Raw genomic sequence first — 20851 nt, 5'->3', positions numbered from 1 at the left:
AGGAAACAGCTTTTTACTTACCCCGGAGAATTCTCTCCGTCAGTCTGAACATGAAAACGAATCAGCCAGGTAATCAAAAGCCCGGTGAGGGAAAGCAGTGCACCGAAATAAAAAACACTGGGGAGGGAAACCTGTTCGGCGACAGAGCCGGCGACGACCGGGCCGAGCAGGATCCCTGCAGCATAAAACGACTGATAAAATCCCATTGCGCTTGCCTTCAGCGGCCCGGGGCTCACATGCACGACCATTCCTAAAAGCAGCGGAAGCACAATGCCAAGAGCGAGTCCGAGTACCGCCTGGTTCAGGCTCAGCTCCCATAAAGAAGCAGTCGACGGCATCCATACAAGCGCTGCTGCTCCGGTAAGAAAGGAACCGTAAAGAAGAGGTTTGTGCAGACGGGCCGGTACGGTATAAAACGATAAAAACAAAGAGGCCAGAAGGTGCGGAACAAAAAAGGCAATGAAAATGACGACTAATGTCCGCTCGGTAGCGCCGATTGAAGATGCGTATAGCGGGGTGAATCCGAAAATGGTCATGAAAATAATAGAATGGCCGATAAAGCTAGCACACGTAAGCCAGCGCAGGTCATGCAGCCGTAAAGTGCGTGTGATTAACGAACGAATTTTCAATGGCTCTGCTTTCGTCTGTACCGGTATTTCTTTTGTGAAGAGCGTAAACCCAATGCCTATGAGAGAAAAGGCGGCGGCGATCCAGAACAGCGCTTCAAACCCGAACAGGTCAGCGAGATAGCCGCTGAACATCATACTGATAAACTGAGTGAAAACTGTTAATAACTGCAGGATGCCCATTGCTCTCGAGGATTGGTCGGCAGCAAAGTAGCGGGAATACATAATCGTCGCCATTACCCACATCGAGGCGGTTACCCCGGCAAGCAGCCGGGCAGTAAAAACCGCCGCAAAAGAATCTGAGAAGACGAGCAGCACACCACTGATGAATCCGCTAACAAATCCCGCAATTAGCAGTTTTTTCAACAGGCCCTTCAAAGCATCAGAAAGAATGCCGAGCGGATAACGCAGAAGCACCTGCGTAGCCCCGTAGGCACCGAGAATAACGCCGATCGCGGTATAGGTGAAGCTGCTGTTTTCCAAATACAGGCTAAATACCGGCACGTACACGTAGGTGGCGAACCAAAAACAAAAAACAGCGGTTAAAAACAGGGCATGATCACGTTTTGTAATTTTCATAGCTATCATCCTTATGTAGAAAATCAATTATTGAGATAAAAAGCAGATGTATCCATCATAAACTAATTCTTTCCAAAAGATAAGCGCTTACCTTTAATTCCGTCAAATGCGGAAAAGGGTTTGGGCTTTTGTTTTCGAATATTTTGAGGCCGGTGGCTTCCATTAAAATAAGAGGGGTTTATGGTATAAAATGGATGCTATAATGTTTATCATGGAAGAGGATTTTTATTTTTTGGGAGGAGGCTGTATATGCTTGAAGTAGATCATTTGTCAAAGCGTTTTTTAGAAAAGCAGGCTGTCGATGAGCTTTCATTTTCGATTCAGCCCGGAGAAAGTCTCGGTTTGATCGGCCAGAATGGGGCCGGGAAAACGACCACATTCCGCATGCTGCTCGGCCTGATGGAGCGTACAGACGGAACGATAGAATGGCAGGGGCGAAAAGCCCATCATCTGCCGCTTGACCGGGTAGGCTACCTGCCGGAAGAGCGGGGCTTATTTGCAGAAGAGCAGGTGGAACAACAGCTGCTGTTTCTTGCAGGGCTGAAAAACATGAATAAAAAAGAAGCTAAAGCTTCGATGGCTTACTGGCTCGACGTGTTTGAGCTTGAAAAGGAAAAAAAGCAGAAATTAAACACACTTTCCAAGGGCAATCAGCAAAAAATCCAATTGATTGCGGCGCTCGTTCACCGTCCGGATTTTCTTATTCTTGACGAGCCATTCAGCGGGCTTGATCCGGTGAATACGGACATTTTGAAGGAAGCTATCCAAAATCTGCGCAGGGAAGGAGTGACCATTATTTTTTCAAGTCATCGCATGGAGCACGTGGAAGAAATCTGCGACAAGCTCGTTATGCTTAAAAACGGCAAAAACATTTTGAGCGGACGTCTCGGGGAAATCAAGACACGCATGGATCGCAACCGGATTGTTGCCGAAGCTTCCTGCCCGCCGGAAGATATCAGAACATGGGAGGGAGTGCAGGAAGTACGCGAGGCTGGAGAACGACTACATATCTATACGGATACAAAAGCAAGGTCCAGGGACATTTTGCAGCAGCTTTTTACATATGGAGATGTCCGTATATTTCGAATGGAACCCCCGTCACTCGAAGAAATTTTCAAAGAGAAAATAGGTGAGGCCCATGCGTAATATGTGGAGAATTTTTGCCCATACATTCCGGGTACGTGCGGGAGCAAAATCATTTATTGTGTCGACGGCTATCATGCTAATAGTTGTGCTTGTTGCGCTCAGCCTGCCTAGAATTATTGACTTTTTTGGAAGCGGTGAAGCTGATATCAACAGCTTGGCCGTCGTCAATCAGAGTGAATCACTGCAGCTTCCGGAAGAGGCAGCCGGTATAGAGCTTCATACGTATGCCCGGGAGGAACAGGCAGAAAAAGCCTGGAATAGCGGAGAAACAGATGGTTATCTGCTATTTGAAAACAACGGGAGTGAATACCTCGGAAGTTTATATACCGATGAAGAAGCGGGAGAGACGGTTCAGGCCCTTTCAGCTGGTATTCAGCAGACCCATGTTTCTCAATACGCAGAAGAGCTTGGGATCAGCGGAGAAGAAGTGCAAAACATTACCGCTCCTGTACAAATAGCGGAAAGCACAGAAGAAGCTGAAGGGAGCGGGGGTTCTTCCACTGAAGAAGGATTTAATCTTCTTTCCTATGCAGTTGTCTTTGTGATTTATATTTATTCGCTGATGTGCGGAATTATGATTGCCATGCAGATTGCCAAGGACAAGGAGCAGCGGGTAATGGAAATTCTGATTTCGAGCGCCTCTCCTGTCCAGCATTTGTTTGGCCGGGCGTTTGGAGTGTCCGCCATCTGGCTTTTCCAAATGGCTCTGGTAGCAGTAACAGCGGTAATATACGTGAATGTTACCGGGCTGGATAATATTACTTCGCTTATCAGTGCGACTGGCGGGGCCGCTGTCTCCACCTGGATATATGCTGTAGTGTTTCTGCTCCTGGGAATTGTGCTTTACGGCACGCTATATGCCATGGTCGGATCGATGGCAGCCAAAACGGAGGAAGTCCAGAACTTCAGCCAGCCGCTTACGTTTCTGCTGGTGGGGGCGTTTATTTTGTCGAACTTCGGCCTGGCAGCGCCGGGAAATATTTTTGTAACTGCAAGTTCTTTTATTCCATTCTTCACTCCTTTTACGATGTTTGTACGAACGAACGCCCTCGACGTGCCGTGGTGGCAGATAGGTATAAGCATTGGCCTGACTCTGGCCTTGGTGGCAGCAGCAGCCTGGTTCAGCGTCCGTCTTTACCGGGGCAGTGTCCTTGTTTACAGCGGTGATTCATTTAGCAGAAGGGTCAAGCAGGCACGGGAACTTGCCCGCAAAAAATGATAAACTAGAGCTGAACCATCTATTTAGCTTATGCTCATAAGCAGAAGGAGACGATCGCACTATGGGACTGTTTGATTCATTGATGGGGAACGCTTCAGAAGCAGATCCAAAAAAAGTAGAAGAAGAGATGCGGGAATGGTTAACGGCAGGAGAACAGGTGGAAAGTGCTTTTAAGCTGTACCGGGATTTAATGGTATTTACGAACAAACGGCTGATTATGCTCGACAAGCAGGGCGTGACTGGAAAGAAAGTGGAATATCATACGGTTCCGTACCGAAGCATCACTCATTACAGCGTAGAAACCGCCGGCACGTTTGATTTGGACAGCGAATTAAAAATATGGGTCAGCAGCACGGCAGAGCCTGTTTCCAAAACCTTTCGCAACGATGACAACATTTTTGACGTACAGCGCGCGCTAAGCAAGTATGTGCTTTGATAAAATTTTCCGGGTGCCGTTTCAGGTATCCGGATTCTTTTTAAAACAGAAGAATACATATGCTATGATGAACAAAAGTAAATCCACATGAGTCAAACAATACCAAAAATTTCACAGGGGTGGAAGGCTACGATGCAGAATAAGGAACACTCGGCAGTTATCTCTTTGTATGAAAGCAAGCATAAAGAAAAGGATACCGTTGCCACGCATGCTCATGAAACCCATCAACTGTTATACGTCCTTGACGGTGACGGCGCCTGCGAACTTGCTGAAAGTGTGTATGATATTACAACAGATTCTTTTCTTATTGTGCCTCCACAGACCAGGCATTCGATTCGTGCGGATTCGCACATGACAGTCCTGGTGCTCGAATTCGATGCCGGGAAACTGAGCCAGGACGTGCGTACACAGCTGATCCCAAATGTTTTCGGTGCCGCCCGTGTGCAGTCCTTCAGTGCTATTGACAGCAGTGAACTCCGACAGATTATGCGGAAGATGCTTTACGAGCAGTCGCATGGCGATCAGCTGTGGCGGATGGCGCTTAAGATTCATATTGCTGAACTCCTGTGTACGCTAGCCCGTTCAAATCAGGAAATTGGCCCGGGAGATACAAACAAACTACGGGTCGATCGCCTTCGGCAATACATCGAGACACGTTATTATGACATTGAGAGTGCAGAGGATATTGCAGTGCGTATGGGCATGAGTAAACGATACATGCAGACAATTTTCAAAGAATACTATGAGCGTACACCAATGCAGTATTTGACCGAAGTCCGTCTTGGGCTCGTTAAACAGCTGCTTGTAGAAAGCGATAAAGACATCGTCTCCATCTGCTTTGAGGTAGGGTTTGAATCATTATCCACGTTTTACCGTTTGTTTAAAAAACACGTTGGGGTGCCGCCAAATATGTACCGGACGACACAAAGAAATCGAGACGGGGCATCAGAATAACCACTAAATCATTTCCGAATATGAGAATAAACGACTGTAACTAATAAGACAGCGCATACATTTCTCTCTAGACTTGGGAGTAATCAGTTTAGAGAGGAGCAGGATAAAGGTGGCAGAACATACTATTGGAATTATTATGAATGGGGTAACTGGAAGAATGGGAACGAGGCAGCACCTTATCCGCTCGATTGCAGCTATCCGTGCGCAGGGAGGCGTCGAGATCGACAAGGGTGAATACATTATGCCAGATCCTATTTTAGTAGGCAGAAATGAAGAAAAATTGAAAGCGCTTGCGAATGACCATGATATTTCCCGTTGGACAACCAGTCTTGAAGAAGCTCTCGCGGACAAACATAATGTGATTTATTTTGATTCCCAGACAACATCAAGGCGCGCCGAAGGCATAAAACGAGCAATAGAAGCAGGCAAGCATATCTATTGTGAAAAGCCGACAGCCACATCGATGGAAGGAGCGCTTGAATTAGCACGTCTTGCTAAAGAAGCAGGGGTTAAAAACGGAGTCGTACAGGACAAACTGTTTCTTCCAGGGGTGTTGAAACTGAAAAGACTGATCAACGCCGGATTTTTCGGGGAAATACTTTCGGTCCGCATGGAGTTTGGCTATTGGGTGTTTGAAGGCGGCTGGCAGGAGTCCCAGCGTCCGTCCTGGAACTATAAAAAAGAAGAAGACGGCGGTATTGTTGTGGATATGTTCCCGCACTGGCGCTATGTGCTTGATGAATTGTTCGGTTCTGTGCAATCGGTCTCGGCTTCGGTGAAAACGCATATTCCAGAGCGTGTGGACGAGGCAGGGAACACGTATAAAGCAACGGCAGATGATGCTGCATATGCGACGATGGAGCTTGAAGGAGGCGTTACAGCCCAAATTAACTCTTCTTGGGCGGTGCGGGTGGACCGCGATGATCTGCTGACGATCCAGGTCGATGGAACAGAGGGAAGTGCTGTAGCCGGCCTTAGAAACTGCAAGACCCAGCACCGGGTGAATACGCCAAAGCCTGTGTGGAATCCGGACCTTGAAAACACGATTGACTTTCAGAACCAATGGGAGGAAGTGCCGGACAATCAGCTGTTTGAAAATGCATTCAAAATCCAGTGGGAAATGTTTTTAAAGCACGTGCATCAGGACGAAGCTTTCCCGTGGGATCTGCTCGAAGGAGCAAAAGGCATGCAGCTGGCTGATCTTGGCCTGCAGTCATCCCAAGAACGCCGCTGGCTGGACGTGCCGGAACTGAATATATAAGGAGGGCGCAGCTGATGACAAACTTTATTTATTTACCGAACGCAGACGGAAGTATGTACAGGTATGAATTGACGCAGACAGAAGCGCTCCCGGCTCCTTCGAAAAGCGAATTTACCTCAAGGGTAGCTTATTCTGCCGTTCATGTGACAGCGGACCCATTTGGCAGCAGTGATCCCGTCCGCCGTCCCGCTATCGACTGGGACAAAACGATGGAGTACCGCCATTACCTGTGGTCTCTTGGCCTGTCGGTTGCAGAGGCAATGGACACTGCCCAGAGGGGCATGGGTCTGGTATGGGAGGATGCGAAAGAGCTGATCACCCGTTCAGTCCGGGAAGCCAAAAGCATTAACGGCAATATCGCGAGCGGCGCCGGAACCGATCATCTGGAACCTGGACCGGAGGTAACCATTGAAGACGTTGTGCAGGCGTACGAGGAGCAGTGCTCTTTCGTGGAGCAGGCCGGAAGTAAAATCATTATGATGGCAAGCCGGGCCCTTGCCAAAGCTGCATCCTCAGCAGAGGATTATGAATATGTGTACGGTAAAATTCTGAACCAGGTGAAGGAACCGGTCATACTGCACTGGCTGGGAGATATGTTTGACCCGAACCTTGCCGGCTATTGGGGCTCAAACGACGTCGATGAGGCGATGGAAGTCTGCCTGCGTGTTCTTCATACGCACGCTGATAAAATTGAAGGCATCAAAATTTCGCTTCTGGATGACCAAAAAGAAATCGAGATGCGGCGCAGATTGCCGGAAAGCGTTAGAATGTATACAGGTGACGATTTTAACTACCCGGATTTGATTGAAGGGGATGAGCAGGGGTACAGCCACGCGCTTCTGGGCATCTTTGATGCGATCGCACCGGCGGCTGCCGCTGGCCTGAAAGAATTGGATGCAGGCAATATGCAGAAGTACCATGACATTATGGACCCGACGGTGCCGCTTGCCCGTCATATTTTCCAGCACCCGACGTTTGCGTATAAAACCGGTGTAGTGTTCCTCGCCTATTTGAACGGCCATCAGCCGCATTTCCGCATGATTGCAGGCGCCGAAAGCGCCCGCTCCGTGCTCCATTTCAGCGAATTATTCCGTCTGGCCGATGAAGCCAACGTATTCCGGGACCCCGAGCTTGCTGCAGCACGCATGAAGCCGATGCTTGAACTTGCCGGCCTGCAGGCAAAGGAGGTTTATAAATAATGGCTTCTCCTGATATGAACCTTCTAAGCTTGAATCAGATCACTACCGAAAACTGGTCTCTTAAGGAGGCTGCCGAGGGGTGCTCAGCGCAGGACATTCCATGGATCTCTGTATGGCGGCATAAAATTGAAGAAATTGGCTTAAAGGAAAGTAAAAAAATCATAGACGCCAACGGGCTGAAGGTTTCGAGTGTTTGCCGGGGCGGCATGTTTCCGGCCGTTGATAAAGAAGAACGCCTCCGGCGCATCGATGATAACAAACGGGCAGTAGAAGAAGCTGCAGAACTAGGCACAGACGTACTTGTACTCGTATGCGGCCCATCACCTGATAAGGATCTTATTCGTAGCAGGGAATGGGTGCGCGAAGGCATTGAAGCAGTACTCCCATTTGCAGAGCAGCACGGAGTAAAGCTTGGTATTGAACCGCTCCATCCCATGTATGCAGCAGACCGTTCGGTGATTACCACCCTTGGAGAAGCCAATCAGCTGCAGCAGCAGGTGGGGAGCAGCCATCTTGGCGTCGTCGTGGATGTGTTTCACGTCTGGTGGGACCCATTTTTGTACAGGGAAATTGAACACGCCGGAGACACCATTCTGGGCTTTCACGTATCAGACTGGAGTGTGCCGCTGCCGGATATGTTTAAAGGCCGCAATATGATGGGAGAAGGCGTGATTGATATTCCGCGTATCCGCGGCGCAGTCGAGAAACAGGGCTACAATGGCCCGATAGAGGTGGAGATTATCAACCAGGCTATTTGGGATCAGCCTGGAGACCAGACCTTAAAGCAAATGAAAGAAGCTTATCATATACACGTTTAAACAGATAATAGCGGGGCCGGAAGGCTTGCCGCTATTGTCGTATGTTAAGAAACAAAAGGAGCGATGTTTTAATGCCGAAGCCGTCCGAACACACAAATTTTGAACCGGTGCACCACGAAGAGTCTGCCGTAGAAAAAGGAACACTCACAATGGCAGCCGTTGGTCTCGAACACGGACATATTTACGGTATGTGCCACGGGATGAAAAGCGCCGGTGCTACAGTGAAATGGGTATGGGACAGCGATCCGGAAAAGGTGCGCGTGTTTCAGCAGAACTTTCCGGAGGCAAAGGCCGCAGGTTCGCTTTCGCAGGTGCTGCGGGACGAAGAGGTTCAGCTCGTGGCTAGTGCCGCCATCCCGGTGGAGCGAGGTCCGCTTGGGCTTGAAGTGATGGATCATGGGAAACATTACTTTTCCGCCAAGGCCCCGTTTACTACCCTTGAGCAACTGCAGAAAGCGGAAGAGAAAGCAGCAGCCACCGGGCTGCATTGGGCTGTTTTTTACAGCGAACGGCTGCAGGTGGAGTGCGCCGGCTTCGCAGAACAGTTGATCGAACAGGGAGCGATTGGCGAAGTGATTCAGGTGCTTGGCACCGGGCCGCATCGATTGAATATAGATTCGCGTCCGGAATGGTTTTTTCAACAGGAGCCGACCGGGGGCATTGTGTGCGACATCGGGAGCCACCAGATTGAACAGTTTCTCTGGTTCAGCGGAGCGCAGGATGCCGAGGTGCTCAGCAGTACCGCGGCGAATATGGCGCACCCGGAGCATCCGGAATTTGAAGACTACGGCGACGCCCACTTCCGGGGAGACAACGGAGCGGTACACTATTTTCGCGTGGACTGGTTTACGCCGGACGGACTAAGTAATTGGGGGGACGGCCGGACAATAATCCTGGGCACGGAAGGGTATATAGAGCTCAGAAAATATGTGGATCTTACAGACAGCTCGCGCGGCGAGCGGCTTTACCTGGTTAACCAGGGAGGCGAAAGAAAATACGATGTAGAAGGCAAGGTAGGCTTCCCCTACTTTTTCCGGCTGGCAAAGGACGTAGTGCACGGCACAGCGACAGCCATGCCGCAAAGGCATGCATTTAAAGCGGCGGAATTAAGCCTGAAAGCACAAGACCAGGCAGTGAATATTAAACGGTAGCAGGAGGTTGGCAGTAATGGAACAGTCATGCCGGATAGTTTTGGCAGGAACAGCAGGCTACGGAGAACTATATTTGCAGACATTAAAAGAACAAAATCGTCTTTCCTGGCTTGAGGGCGTAATCGACATTTTCCCGGAAAAAAGCTCTTTTTACCAGGATATTCAGGCAGCAGGCGTTCCGGTATACGAATCGATGGAGGCTTTTTATGCTGAAAGGGAAGCGGAGCTGGCAGTTATTGCTACTCCTATCCATCTGCACGCCGGGCAGGCGGTAACAGCGATGAAAGCGGGAAGCAACGTGCTCTGCGAAAAACCAGCGTCAGCATCGTGGGAGGAAGCGGAAGAAATGCGCCGGGTTCGCGATGAAACCGGAAAATTTTTAGCGATAGGCTTTAACTGGTCGTTTAGTAACGCCGTGCTCGAGTTCAAGGAGGATATCCAGGCAGGAAGATTCGGCCGGCCGCTTCACGGCAGTGCCCTGGTGCTCTGGCCCCGGAACGATGCTTATTATGCCCGCTCCAGCTGGGCAGGTAAAAAGCTTGGCGCAGGCGGCGCACCGATTTTTGACAGCGTAGCAAATAACGCGACGGCTCACTTTATGCATAATTTGTTTTACGTGCTCGGGGACACGAAAAACGAAAGCGCAAAAATAGACACTCTGGAAATGGAAGTGTACCGTGCCAATCCGATTGAAACATTTGATACGTGTGCACTACGGGCAATAACCGACAGAGGAGTGGATCTGGCATTTTTTGCTTCACATGCGGTTGAAAAAGAAGTAAATCCTTCTTTTTATATGGAATTTGAAGAGGCAGTGGTTTCCTACGAATGGGGGAAGCCGATGAAAGCAGTGTGGCACAACGGGACCGAAAAAAGCTATAATGATCCTGAGAGCGAACATATGCATAAACTCAACGTGTGTATCGATGCGGTGCTCGGGCATTCCCAGGATATCCGCTGCGGTATCGAGGCGTCTTACTCCCATTTATTAACCATCGAAAGCGTGCATCAGATGTTTCCAGAAAGCTATGTGTTTGGGGAAGAAGAAAAGCAGGTGGACGCTTCCCTTGGCTTAACATACATTCCCGGGCTCGCAGAGGTGCTTGAAACCTGTTACGCTGAGCGGAAGCTTCCCGGGGAAACGACAGCCTCCTGGGCACGGGGGACGAAAAGGACGAGTATTGACGAAAGCCGCTATCCGTATTGATCACAAGTAGTGTGAGGAGGAGAAGCATGCTTCAGGAAGAAAAACTAAAGCACGAAAAGATGCAAAAATGGATAATTCAAAAAGGAGAAAGCCCGCGGGTGGAACTGTTAAACTTCGGGGCAAGAATACAGCGGATATGGGCAAAGGACCGTAACGGCATCGAAGAAAATATTCTGCTTAGCTACGCAGGGCCGGAGCAGTACGAGCGCGACAGCATTTTTCTCGGTGCAGTCGTCGGCCCGGTAGCCGGCCGTATTCCCCGGGGACGCCTGACAGCAGCCGGTACAGAGTATTCCTTGACTGCAAATGAAGGCAGGCATCATTTGCACGGGGGAAGCGGCGGTTTTAGCAATGTGTACTGGGAAGCAGCTGCCGGCGAAAATGACCAGCAGGCCTGGGTGCGGTTTTCTACTCATAGAAAGAACGGTACTGACGGCTATCCTGGAGAAGTGGAGGCGTCTGTCACGTACATAGTGGAAGCCGGGGGTGATTTCAAGGTTGAATACATAGGGCAGTCAGACACCGATACCTGGTTCAGTCCGACCCAGCATATGTACATAAACCTGAGCGGAAACAACCAACGCCCAATCACTGAACAGTATGCCAAAGTCCAGGCGGAGCAAGTTCTGGAGCTCGATAGGGAGCTGATTCCGACAGGAAAGCTGATCCCAACAGCAGGAACGCCTTTTGAACTAAACGGAAGCAAGCCGCTCGGCAGCCATATCGACAGTTCGCATGAGCAGGTGCTTGAGGTGGCAGGCGGCATTGACCACTTCTTTATTCTCAAAGAATCTGAAGGGCCACAGGCAAGGGTGTGGGACGAGGCTTCCGGACGAAGCCTTGATATCATCACGAGCGCCCCCGGTGCGGTCGTGTACACATCGAACAACATTCCTGAGCAGGATTTCGAAGCAGGACCTAAAGAAAAGCACCGTGGTATCTGCATCGAAACCCAGCAGCTGCCGGTCGATTTTTCCCATTTAGGAAAGACGACAGCATATTTAAATGCAGAAACATATTTCCAAAGTTCTACTACTTTTCGTTTGAACACCCAATAATCAAGAAAAAAACAACTCTCCTGGAGTTGTTTTTTACTGAATTTAAGCATAGTATTTTTGGTTTATTCTGAAATTGAGAGTGAATTTCTTAATTTAATAAGACTTACGATTTGAAAGCGCTTAAAATAGTAACAAAGCAGTAGAGATCAGATGTTTCATTGCTGAAAAAATAGAAAGGGGTTTCTTATATGAAAAAGTGGAAATGGGCCCGGGCCGGAACGGTAGCAGTAACTTCTTCGGTACTGTTAACACTTGCCGGCTGTGGTGGAAACGAAAGTTCTTCACCGGAAACAACAGAAGCAAGCGCAGAGGAAACGCAGACACTTACCCTCGCACACATTCACAATGATGCGAGTCCTGTATATCAAAGTCTTGAAGACTTCGCTGATAAAGTCGAAGAAAAAACCGATGGAAGCGTTCAGGTTGATATTTACGCTGAAGGGGTGCTTGGTGGGGAAACAAAAGTAATGGAGCTTGTGCAGAACGGGGTTATTGATTTCGCCAAAGTGAACGGCGGGGTCGTGGAAAGCTTTGATCAGCAGTTCTCTGTCTTCAGCCTGCCGTATATATTTTCGAGCAACGAACAATTCCGTTCATTTATGGAAACGGATACAATTGATAATATGTATAACGATTTATCAGAGGCTCAGCTCCGCGGAATTACTTATTACGATGCCGGGGCACGGAGCTTCTATACACGAAATACAAAAATAGAAAGCCCGGAAGATCTCCAGGGAATGAAAATCCGGACAATGACCAACGTAACTTCGATTGAGACAATGGAAATGCTCGGTGCCTCGCCAACACCGCTTTCAGCAACTGAAGTTTACACCTCTCTGCAACAGGGAGTCATTGACGGGGCGGAAAGCAGCCCAATTGCCTTAACAGACGCCAATCATGGTGAAGTGGCAAAGCAGTTTTCCTTTGACGAGCATACGCGTATACCGGACTTTCTTATTATGAGTGACAACACGTGGCAGGAGTTAAGTGAAGAAGAGCAAGCTGCAGTTCAGGAAGCTGGGGCAGAGACAACAGAAACGCACAACGAACGCTGGGACGAAATGATTGAAGAAAGTATGCAGCAGGCAGAAGAGGAAATGGGCGTAGAATTCTCTTATCCTGATCAGGAACCATTCCGGGAAAAAGTAGAGCCTCTTATCGAAGAACGACGGTCGGAAAACCCGGATGTTGATAAGGTAATCAGCGAAATTGAAGCAATGGAAGAATAAGTGGACAGGTGAGGGGTGAGAACATGCAGGCAGTAAAAAAGAGTATCGATATGGTGCTTTTAGTTATTACGAGCGCCCTGGTTATATTTTTGACTGTAGCAGCGATATGGCAGGTATTTACGAGGTTTGTGCTTGGAGATCCGAGTATTATTACAGAAGAAGTACTCCGTTTTTCATTGATATGGATTGCCTTTTTAGGCGGCGCCTATGCGTTTGGCCAGGACGAGCATCTGGCCATTGCCTTTTTAAGGGACAAACTTACTGGAAAAGCCCACCTCGGGCTCCGGTGGTTGATTGACCTGATCGTCATCGGTTTTGCATTATTTGTTCTTGTGATTGGCGGCTATACGATCGCAAGCGCAACGATGGCTGAACTCTCGCCTATTTTAAGAATTCCAATGGGATTGATTTACGGCATACTTCCGGTCAGCGGTGTTATCGTTATTTTCTATCAGATTTATAATATGATGCACCGCCGGGAAGTGGAAACGCCCCGTGTTGAAGAAAAGGGGGATCATAAATGGATGTAGCAGTTTGGACAGGCATAATATTATTTGGGTTGTTTTTCTTATTCTTATTTATCGGCGTGCCGATCGCGGTAAGTATCGCGGCAACGACATTTGCCGCTGCGCTGCTGGTTTTATCAGTTGACGCTTCGCTTCTGGCAGTATCACAGCAGCTGCTTACAGGCGTGGACAGCACTGTGCTTCTGGCACTCGTTTTCTTTATGCTTGCGGGAAGCATTATGAATAATGGGGGAATTGCTCTCCGGCTGATTAACCTGGCAAAGCTGATCGGCGGACGAATGTCCGGAGCGCTTGCTCATACAAATATTATCGGTAACACAATGTTTGGGGCCATTTCGGGCTCGGCAATTGCCGCTGCGGCTTCGATGGGAAGAATCATGCATCCCCAACAGGAAAAAGAAGGCTACTCTTCTTCTTATTCCGCCGCGGTTAATATTGCTTCGGCACCGACTGGGTTGATTATCCCGCCAAGCGGTATGCCAATTATTTACTCCCTGTTAACAGGAGGCACATCTATCGGTGCTTTATTTATCGCCGGGTATCTGCCGGGACTTCTGATGGTCGGACTGCTGATAATTGTGGCTTATATTCTTGCCAAACGGGCGAAGTATCCTGTCGCTGATAAAACCGGAGGCGGCGAAGCGGTGAAAATCGTCTGGCAGGCTATTCCGAGTTTGTTTTTAATTGTAGTCGTCATCGGCGGTATTGCCGGGGGAATATTTACAGCCACAGAAGGTGCTGCAGTAGCAGTATTCTATGCGCTTTTGCTTTGCTTAATTTACCGTAGTCTTTCACTTTCTGATTTTCCAAAGATTTTAAAGGAAACTGTCTCCTATTCGGGCATTATTCTGCTGTTGATTGGGGCGTCGACGGCGATGAGCTGGGTGCTTGCCTATGCGGAGATTCCGCAGTCAATCACTAATGCGATGCTGTCCGTGACCAATAACACTATTATTTTATTACTTATAATGCTTTTGATTCTGTTAGTCGTCGGCACGTTTATGGATGTCGCGCCGGCCCTGCTGATTTTCACGCCTATCATGTTCCCGGTGGCTACAGAAATGGGGATCCATCCGGTACATTTTGGGATGATTATGGCCATGGCGCTTGCCATCGGGGTCACGACGCCTCCAATCGGGACTGTGCTATTTATCGGCAGCAGTGTCAGCAAAGTATCAATTGAAAAGATTATACCAAAGCTGATGATGTTTTATGTGCCGCTTGTCGCAGCACTGGTATTAGTGGCATTTATTCCGGAAATCAGCTTGTTTCTGCCAAGGCTGTTTGGCCTGGTGGAATAACAGCGTGTAAAGCAGTTCTGCGTAAAGCAGAGCTGCTTTTTTACGCTCAATAGAAACGCCGTAAACAAAATGAGAATGAGATGGATTCTTTGTTCCAAATGTAGTAAGAGAGTTCTGCTTTTGATAAGACGTTGAAAGGAAAACAGCCTAAGATAAAATGAAAACGTTAACATTTTACTTAAATTTTTACTTCAATTAAAAGGAGGCAAAAAGATGAAAGTGCTCCGATTGATGGAGTGGGTAGTGAGGGCGGCCAGGTTGAACCTTTATTGGCTGGCAGGCACGGTGGCGGGAGGGATCATATTTGGATGGGCGCCGGCCACCGCAGCCGTTTCAGAAATATGGAAAAAGGAGCTGGCCCAGGAGTGTACTTCGCTGCGTATGTACTTTAAATTTTATAAACAATTTTTCTGGAAAATGAACCTGAGGGCCACTGGCATATTAGTTTTTATGACAGCAGCAGGCATGCAGCCGTTAATGCTGCAAAGCCTTGGAGACGGTTTCCAGGCTCTAATTATTGGCCTGGCGGGAACAGCGGCATTTGTAATGACAGTCATGCTCATATACTTATTGATATTCAGCGAAGCTCTTCCGCGTCCGCTCTCGCGTGAACTTGGACAGGCGTTCCTGCTTAGTATTGGCAGACTTCCTTTGTCAATCGGGTTTATTGCTGGAGGCGGGGTTTGGCTGTACTTAGTATGGCTCGTACCAGGACTTACATTGTTTTTCGGGGCGAGTGTACCAATCTTCTACTTTGTCTGGCTGGCCCATTGGTATCAGCGCCTGCACCAGGGGGTGCAGGATAATATAAAAATAAATAAAACAGTCCAAAACAGAAAGGACGGGGGCATATATGAAAAGAATCCTTAAAGCTTCAGCTGCGCTTCTGCTTGGCAGTTCATTAATTCTTTCCGCATGCGGCGGAAATACAGCTTCCACAGACCAAGTACAAAAGCCGGAAGACCCGGAGAGTGTTTCAGGTTCAATCACCGTATGGGCCTGGGCACTTGAAGCAGATTTTTTGGAAACAATGGTGCCTGTTTTTAATGAGAAATACCCGAATATAGAGGTGAACATTAATAAACAAGGCCCGGATCAGGTATATCAAAGGCTGATTACAGGCCTTGCAGCTGGGGAGGGCGGGCAGCTTCCGGACCTGGTACAGGTAGAGGACCAGAGGCTTCCGTCATTTCAAAATGATTTTCCGAATACATTTGTGAACCTTTCGGAATCGGGCTTTGAAGAACATATGGGCTCCTTTACTCCGACCAAGGAAGAATCCATCAAAGATGAAGACGGTAATGTAATTGCTTTTCCAAGGGACGTTGGCCCGGTGGGCGTATTTTACCGAAAAGATATCTTTGAAGAAGCAGGTGTAGAGGCAGAGTCAATTGAAACCTGGAGCGATTACGTAGAAGCTGGGGAGACTATTAAAGATGAAACCGGAGCCGATATGCTCGGCCTGACCTTGAACGAGTCTGTTCCGTTAAACCGCTTTATGATTCATCAACAGGATGCCTTTTATTTTAACAGTGACGGGGAGCTGACTGTTGGATCGGAAGAAACCAGACGGGCTGCAGACTTGATGAAGGAATTTGAAGATAAAGATATTATGTCGAATGTTACGAACTGGGATGGCCGGGTGGCTGGCCTGAAAAATGGTGAAGTGGCTACGCTTCCGAATGCGGTCTGGTGGTACGGAACAATGGTGGACCAGATGCCGGAGCTGTCAGGGTCATGGGGAATGTTCCCACTTCCAAAGTTTAAAGAGCAGGGCGTCCGTGCAGCAAACAGCGGTGGTTCAAGCTATGCAATCCCTCAAGTTTCCGACCAGAAAGAAGCAGCTTATTTATTTGGTGAGTTTGTTTCAACAAACCTGGAGGCCCAACTGGATGGATTGGAAAGCCAGGGGCTGTTTCCGTCGCTGACTGAAGCATATGATGCCCCTATTTTTCAGGAAGGCCAGGAATACTTCGATGGCCAGTCAGTTTATGCCGACTTTGCTGATATTGCTACACAAATACCGGAAGTAACGTATACGAGTGACTATGCTAGAGCCGACAACACTTTTAACGAAGAGATTGTTTCCATGTATTTGTACGATGAAGACCCCGAAAACGTTGTAGACAGAATTGAACAACGGCTGAAGGCAGGTACAGGAAGAGATGTGGCAGAGACAGAGAAAGAATAAACAAAGGGGGCGGTAAATATGAGTTATCCATCCGAAGAAACGAACTGGGAGACAGAAACGGAGGAGAAAGGGTCTTCACCGGACCCTGGAGGCAGGCCGGTGAAAAGAACATGGTTTACAGTAAAAACAGCTCCATACGTGCTTTTACTCCCAGCTGTGCTTTTGTTTTTAATATTTACGGCTTATCCGATTATTGCTTCATTCTGGCTGAGCTTTCAAACAACGGAGGCCGGGGAGCGCGTATTTGTCGGCCTGAACAACTATGTACGTTTATTTCAGGACCCAATTTTCTACCAGGCTTTAGGAAACACGCTGTTGTTACTTGTGCTGCAGGTGCCGATTATGATTTTTTTGGCAGTTATTTTAGCGGTGTTGATGAATTCAGCGTTTTTGAAAATGAAAGGGTTTTTCCGGGTGGCTTTCTTCACGCCGGCAGTTACTTCCCTGGTAGCAGCATCTGTAATTTTTCTGCTGCTGTTGAATCCGGATTATGGGCTTATCAACTACTTGCTGACGACGGTAGGACTTGAACCCGTAGGATGGCTGAACAATCCGTTTTGGGCTAAGGTATCGTTAGTACTCGTGATGCTGTGGCGGTGGACCGGCTACAACATGATCATTCTCCTCGCCGGACTGCAGAATATTTCCAACGATTTATACGAAGCGGCACGTATCGATGGCGCAGGAAAGGTACGACAGTTTTTTTCCATTACTATACCGCAGCTTCGTCCGGTGATTTTATTTGCAGCCATCATTTCTACAATTGGTACGCTGCAGCTGTTTGACGAGCCGTACACCCTGACAGGCGGAGGGCCGGTGAATGCGACAACTACTATTACCATGTACTTGTATGAAAACGGGTTTGAGTATTTTGACTTTGAATACGCTTCTGCGATTGCCTACGTAGTCGTAGTTATCATAGCAATTCTTTCATTCCTGCAGTTCAGATTGGGCGGTGAACGAAAATGACAGAAGTGAAACTGCAAAAAATAGCTTTCTATATTGTACTCACGTTCGGGGTCATCTTAACCGTAGGGCCGTTTTATTGGATGATTGTCGGCGCCACTAACCCGTCGGGAGAGACACTGAGTATTCCCCCTAACTTCATTCCGGGTGGACACTTGATTGAAAATATTCAAAGCTTATTAAGCCAGATTGACATATGGCAGGCATTGTTTAATTCAGCATTTATTACGATCGTTTACACAGTACTTGGCGGAGTTATCAGTGCGGCTGCCGGATTTGCTTTCGCAAAATATCAATTCAAGGGAAAAGAGCTCATTTTCGGCATTTTTCTTCTGTCGATGATGGTGCCTTACCAGGCTCTCGTCATTCCGCAGTTTGAACTGTTTGCTTCATTTAGCCTGCTCGATACGTACGCGGCGATTATACTGCCCCAGCTGGCCTATCCATTTGCGATTTTCCTTATGCGGCAGAACATGCAGTCGATACCGGATTCTCTGATTGAAGCATCAAGAGTAGATGGGGCGGGCGAGTTGTATATTTTCTTCCGGATCGCTCTTCCGACCATGATACCGGCCATTGCAGCAGTGTCCATCTTTTTATTCACACACCAGTGGAACAATTTCTTATGGCCGTTGATTGCTTTGATTTCTGAAGACATGTACACACTGCCGGTGGCTCTCGCTACAATTGCCGGCCAGCGTTCGATTGACTACGGGGTGTTAATGACGGGAGCCGCTATTTCGATTCTGCCTATATTTATTATTTTCTTATTTTTACAAAGATACTTTATTTCCGGAATTATTGGTGGTTCCGTAAAAGAATAACCGAACGGGGGAATTAAGATGATTCATGAAAGTTTACCGAAAATCTGGTACGGCGGGGATTACAATCCGGAACAGTGGCCGGATGAGACGATAGAGGAAGATATTCGGATGTTTCAACTGGCGGGCATTGATGTGGTGACCTTAAACGTCTTTTCCTGGGAAAAAATTCAGGTCGATGATCACAGCTATGAAGCAGAGTGGCTGGATCGTTTGATTGACCGTTTATATGAAGCCGGCATTTATACGTGCTTGGCAACAGGGACCGGGGCGCACCCGGCGTGGATGGCCAAAAAGTACCCGGAAGTACTGCGGGTGGACTTTTACGGACGGAAACGAAAATTCGGCGGCCGCCATAATTCTTGTCCGAGCAGTCCGGTCTACCGGGAATACGCGGGGCGTATGGCTGCCTTTCTGGCGGATCGGTACCAGGGCCACCCGGCAGTGCTTGCCTGGCATGTGTCTAATGAATACGGGGGGCGATGCTACTGCAGCCTTTGTGAACAGGCCTTTCGTGAATGACTGCAGCAAAAATACGGCACGTTGAATGCCCTCAACCATGCATGGAACACTGCATTCTGGGGCCATACGTTTTATGAGTGGGACGAAATCGTGGTCCCGAATGCGCTGAGCGAAGAGCGGGAAAGAGGGGAAACGGACAATCAGGGGATTTCGCTGGATTACCGACGGTTCATGAGTGATCAGCTGCTGGCCTGCTACTATAAGGAATACGAAGCGATTAAAACCTATACACCGAATCTTCCGGTCACCACTAATTTCATGGGAACATACGAAGGGATTGATTATTTTCAGTGGGCGCCTTACTTGGATGTGGTGTCCTGGGATAACTATCCCGGGATGGAAACACCTCCGAGCGAAACCGCCATGACCCATGACCTGATGCGGGGCTTGAAGCAGGGGCAGCCGTTTATGCTGATGGAGCAGACCCCGAGCCAGCAAAACTGGCAGCCGTATAATTCTTTAAAACGTCCGGGAGTAATGCGGATGTGGAGCTACCAGGCCGTGGCCCACGGGGCAGATACAGTACAGTTCTTTCAGCTGCGGCGTTCGCCTGGAGCGACTGAAAAGTTTCACGGCGCTGTTATTGAGCATGCCGGCCATGAACATACACGTGTCTTTCGGGAGTCTGCTGCGCTCGGAGAGGAGCTTCAAAAGCTCGGGGACGTGTTGACAGACAGCACGAGCCGCGCCCGTGCTGCAATTCTTTATGACTGGGAAACCCGGTGGGCGGCTGAACTTTCCAGTGGGCCGTCGGTGGAGATTGATTATGTGCAGGAAGTTCATGCCTATTACCGGGCCTTCTTTGACCAGCATATTCCGGTGGATATAGTGCACCCGGAGCAGGACTGGAGCGGCTACGACATTGTCATCGCCCCAATGATGTATATGGTTAAAGAAGCATGGGCCAAACGGGTGGAAAGCTTCACGGCTCAGGGAGGCACCTTTGTGACCACGTATTTCAGCGGCGTCGCGGACGAATCGGATCGGGTGCACCTGGGAGGCTACCCGGGCCCGCTTCGAAAGGTGCTCGGGATATGGGTGGAAGAAATCGACGCACTGCCGCCAGCTTATACGAACACAGCGGCTGTTACGCTCCCTGTCGGCCAGCTGAAAGGGGCGTATGAATGCCGGTATTTGTTTGATCTGCTTCATTCTGAAGGGGCGGAAGTGGTAGCGGTCTACGAAAATGATTTTTACGCCGGCATGCCTGTGATAACGAAAAACCAATTCGGTAAAGGCGAGGCCTGGTACATCGCTTCCCATATGGAATCCCAGGCTCTGCATGATTTAATTGCAACAATCACAGAGGGAAAAAATATTTCCCCTTTGGTCCCGTGGGCTTCTGAGGGTGTGGAAGCAGCCGAAAGAGTTAAAAACGGAGAGCAGTACTTATTTTTGCTGAATCACTCCAGGGTGCCGGCGCAGGCGGAACTGAACGGAAGATATACGGATCTGCTAACAGATGAATTGCTTGCTTTCCATTGTAATTTAGAAAAAAATGACGCTCGTATTCTCCGCAAAGAGCACAAAGAGTAAAGCCGAAGGCGGCAAGGAAAATAATAGTGAATTTCATTTGTTTTATTTTGTTTTATGTTTGTTTTTGCTGTTATTTATGATAGGATAGGTGTATGAAAACGCTT

18 protein-coding genes and 1 pseudogene are annotated in these 20851 nt (G+C 48.6%); 18 read left to right on the top strand and 1 reads right to left on the bottom strand.

Annotation, left to right across the window (positions count from 1 at the left end):
• Positions 1-17: 17 nt before the first annotated feature.
• Complete coding sequence (locus CHL76_RS07660; RefSeq protein ID WP_158219101.1) at positions 18-1205, bottom strand: MFS transporter; 1188 nt, start codon at positions 1203-1205, stop codon at positions 18-20.
• A gap of 249 nt (positions 1206-1454) precedes the next feature.
• On the opposite strand from CHL76_RS07660, the gene CHL76_RS07655 reads away from it, so the two are divergent.
• The 18 genes and pseudogenes from CHL76_RS07655 (at position 1455) to CHL76_RS07570 (ending at position 20747) form a co-directional block, all read left to right on the top strand.
• The gene (locus CHL76_RS07655) at positions 1455-2351 is read left to right on the top strand and encodes an ABC transporter ATP-binding protein (RefSeq protein WP_094908216.1); all 897 of its coding nucleotides are present in this window, start codon (positions 1455-1457) and stop codon (positions 2349-2351) included.
• Positions 2344-3570: an ABC transporter permease gene (locus tag CHL76_RS07650; protein ID WP_094908215.1), complete on the top strand. Its 1227-nt coding sequence runs from the start codon at positions 2344-2346 to the stop codon at positions 3568-3570. The genes CHL76_RS07655 and CHL76_RS07650 overlap by 8 nt, the downstream gene beginning before the upstream one ends.
• A gap of 61 nt (positions 3571-3631) precedes the next feature.
• Positions 3632-4006 (top strand): PH domain-containing protein, encoded by a 375-nt coding sequence (locus CHL76_RS07645; protein ID WP_079475319.1) that lies wholly within the window; start codon positions 3632-3634, stop codon positions 4004-4006.
• A 132-nt stretch (positions 4007-4138) separates the two neighbouring features.
• Positions 4139-4960, top strand: coding sequence for an AraC family transcriptional regulator (locus tag CHL76_RS07640; RefSeq protein WP_079475320.1), 822 nt, complete (start codon positions 4139-4141; stop codon positions 4958-4960).
• Between the two features lie 109 nt (positions 4961-5069).
• On the top strand, positions 5070-6221 hold the full coding sequence (locus CHL76_RS07635) for a Gfo/Idh/MocA family protein (RefSeq protein ID WP_094908214.1): 1152 nt from the start codon (positions 5070-5072) through the stop codon (positions 6219-6221).
• Positions 6222-6235: 14 nt separating this feature from the next.
• Positions 6236-7420 carry a dihydrodipicolinate synthase family protein gene (locus CHL76_RS07630; protein WP_094908213.1) on the top strand — a complete coding sequence of 395 codons (1185 nt, stop codon included), beginning with the start codon at positions 6236-6238 and terminating at the stop codon, positions 7418-7420.
• Complete coding sequence (locus CHL76_RS07625; RefSeq protein ID WP_186807340.1) at positions 7420-8238, top strand: sugar phosphate isomerase/epimerase family protein; 819 nt, start codon at positions 7420-7422, stop codon at positions 8236-8238. Before CHL76_RS07630 ends, CHL76_RS07625 begins: the two co-directional genes overlap by 1 nt.
• 71 nt (positions 8239-8309) lie before the next feature.
• Complete coding sequence (locus CHL76_RS07620; RefSeq protein WP_094908212.1) at positions 8310-9389, top strand: Gfo/Idh/MocA family protein; 1080 nt, start codon at positions 8310-8312, stop codon at positions 9387-9389.
• Between the two features lie 16 nt (positions 9390-9405).
• Positions 9406-10596 (top strand): Gfo/Idh/MocA family protein, encoded by a 1191-nt coding sequence (locus CHL76_RS07615; protein WP_094908211.1) that lies wholly within the window; start codon positions 9406-9408, stop codon positions 10594-10596.
• 26 nt (positions 10597-10622) lie between these two features.
• Positions 10623-11654 (top strand): aldose epimerase family protein, encoded by a 1032-nt coding sequence (locus CHL76_RS07610; RefSeq protein ID WP_094908210.1) that lies wholly within the window; start codon positions 10623-10625, stop codon positions 11652-11654.
• A gap of 188 nt (positions 11655-11842) precedes the next feature.
• Positions 11843-12883, top strand: coding sequence for a TRAP transporter substrate-binding protein (locus tag CHL76_RS07605; protein WP_079475327.1), 1041 nt, complete (start codon positions 11843-11845; stop codon positions 12881-12883).
• 23 nt (positions 12884-12906) lie between these two features.
• Complete coding sequence (locus tag CHL76_RS07600) at positions 12907-13413, top strand: TRAP transporter small permease (RefSeq protein WP_079475328.1); 507 nt, start codon at positions 12907-12909, stop codon at positions 13411-13413.
• Positions 13404-14711: a TRAP transporter large permease gene (locus CHL76_RS07595; RefSeq protein ID WP_094908209.1), complete on the top strand. Its 1308-nt coding sequence runs from the start codon at positions 13404-13406 to the stop codon at positions 14709-14711. The genes CHL76_RS07600 and CHL76_RS07595 overlap by 10 nt, the downstream gene beginning before the upstream one ends.
• Before the next feature lie 213 nt (positions 14712-14924).
• A complete protein-coding gene (locus CHL76_RS07590; protein WP_094908208.1) occupies positions 14925-15581 on the top strand; it encodes a YesL family protein in 657 nt (218 codons plus the stop codon).
• A complete protein-coding gene (locus CHL76_RS07585; protein WP_094908207.1) occupies positions 15565-16902 on the top strand; it encodes an ABC transporter substrate-binding protein in 1338 nt (445 codons plus the stop codon). The genes CHL76_RS07590 and CHL76_RS07585 overlap by 17 nt, the downstream gene beginning before the upstream one ends.
• An 18-nt stretch (positions 16903-16920) precedes the next feature.
• Positions 16921-17871: a carbohydrate ABC transporter permease gene (locus CHL76_RS07580; RefSeq protein WP_079475332.1), complete on the top strand. Its 951-nt coding sequence runs from the start codon at positions 16921-16923 to the stop codon at positions 17869-17871.
• Positions 17868-18692, top strand: a complete 825-nt coding sequence (locus CHL76_RS07575) for a carbohydrate ABC transporter permease (RefSeq protein ID WP_179124058.1) — start codon at positions 17868-17870, stop codon at positions 18690-18692. The genes CHL76_RS07580 and CHL76_RS07575 overlap by 4 nt, the downstream gene beginning before the upstream one ends.
• Positions 18693-18710: 18 nt before the next feature.
• Positions 18711-20747, top strand: a pseudogene (locus CHL76_RS07570) (beta-galactosidase).
• The last annotated feature ends 104 nt before the right edge of the window (positions 20748-20851 follow it).

The sequence above is a fragment of the Marinococcus halophilus genome, from assembly GCF_002265875.1.
GTDB lineage: Bacteria > Bacillota > Bacilli > Bacillales > Marinococcaceae > Marinococcus > Marinococcus halophilus.
Note: the sequence above shows the minus strand (reverse complement) of the source record. Positions and strands in the feature narration are given on the sequence as shown.

What these genes read in the sequence shown, in the direction of transcription:
- CHL76_RS07660 (WP_158219101.1), bottom strand. Translation starts at nt 1,205, where the DNA reads ATGAAAATTACAAAACGTGATCATGCCCTGTTTTTAACCGCTGTTTTT.
- CHL76_RS07655 (WP_094908216.1), top strand. Translation starts at nt 1,455, where the DNA reads ATGCTTGAAGTAGATCATTTGTCAAAGCGTTTTTTAGAAAAGCAGGCT.
- CHL76_RS07650 (WP_094908215.1), top strand. Translation starts at nt 2,344, where the DNA reads ATGCGTAATATGTGGAGAATTTTTGCCCATACATTCCGGGTACGTGCG.
- CHL76_RS07645 (WP_079475319.1), top strand. Translation starts at nt 3,632, where the DNA reads ATGGGACTGTTTGATTCATTGATGGGGAACGCTTCAGAAGCAGATCCA.
- CHL76_RS07640 (WP_079475320.1), top strand. Translation starts at nt 4,139, where the DNA reads ATGCAGAATAAGGAACACTCGGCAGTTATCTCTTTGTATGAAAGCAAG.
- CHL76_RS07630 (WP_094908213.1), top strand. Translation starts at nt 6,236, where the DNA reads ATGACAAACTTTATTTATTTACCGAACGCAGACGGAAGTATGTACAGG.
- CHL76_RS07625 (WP_186807340.1), top strand. Translation starts at nt 7,420, where the DNA reads ATGGCTTCTCCTGATATGAACCTTCTAAGCTTGAATCAGATCACTACC.
- CHL76_RS07620 (WP_094908212.1), top strand. Translation starts at nt 8,310, where the DNA reads ATGCCGAAGCCGTCCGAACACACAAATTTTGAACCGGTGCACCACGAA.
- CHL76_RS07615 (WP_094908211.1), top strand. Translation starts at nt 9,406, where the DNA reads ATGGAACAGTCATGCCGGATAGTTTTGGCAGGAACAGCAGGCTACGGA.
- CHL76_RS07610 (WP_094908210.1), top strand. Translation starts at nt 10,623, where the DNA reads ATGCTTCAGGAAGAAAAACTAAAGCACGAAAAGATGCAAAAATGGATA.
- CHL76_RS07605 (WP_079475327.1), top strand. Translation starts at nt 11,843, where the DNA reads ATGAAAAAGTGGAAATGGGCCCGGGCCGGAACGGTAGCAGTAACTTCT.
- CHL76_RS07600 (WP_079475328.1), top strand. Translation starts at nt 12,907, where the DNA reads ATGCAGGCAGTAAAAAAGAGTATCGATATGGTGCTTTTAGTTATTACG.
- CHL76_RS07595 (WP_094908209.1), top strand. Translation starts at nt 13,404, where the DNA reads ATGGATGTAGCAGTTTGGACAGGCATAATATTATTTGGGTTGTTTTTC.
- CHL76_RS07590 (WP_094908208.1), top strand. Translation starts at nt 14,925, where the DNA reads ATGAAAGTGCTCCGATTGATGGAGTGGGTAGTGAGGGCGGCCAGGTTG.
- CHL76_RS07585 (WP_094908207.1), top strand. Translation starts at nt 15,565, where the DNA reads ATGAAAAGAATCCTTAAAGCTTCAGCTGCGCTTCTGCTTGGCAGTTCA.
- CHL76_RS07580 (WP_079475332.1), top strand. Translation starts at nt 16,921, where the DNA reads ATGAGTTATCCATCCGAAGAAACGAACTGGGAGACAGAAACGGAGGAG.
- CHL76_RS07575 (WP_179124058.1), top strand. Translation starts at nt 17,868, where the DNA reads ATGACAGAAGTGAAACTGCAAAAAATAGCTTTCTATATTGTACTCACG.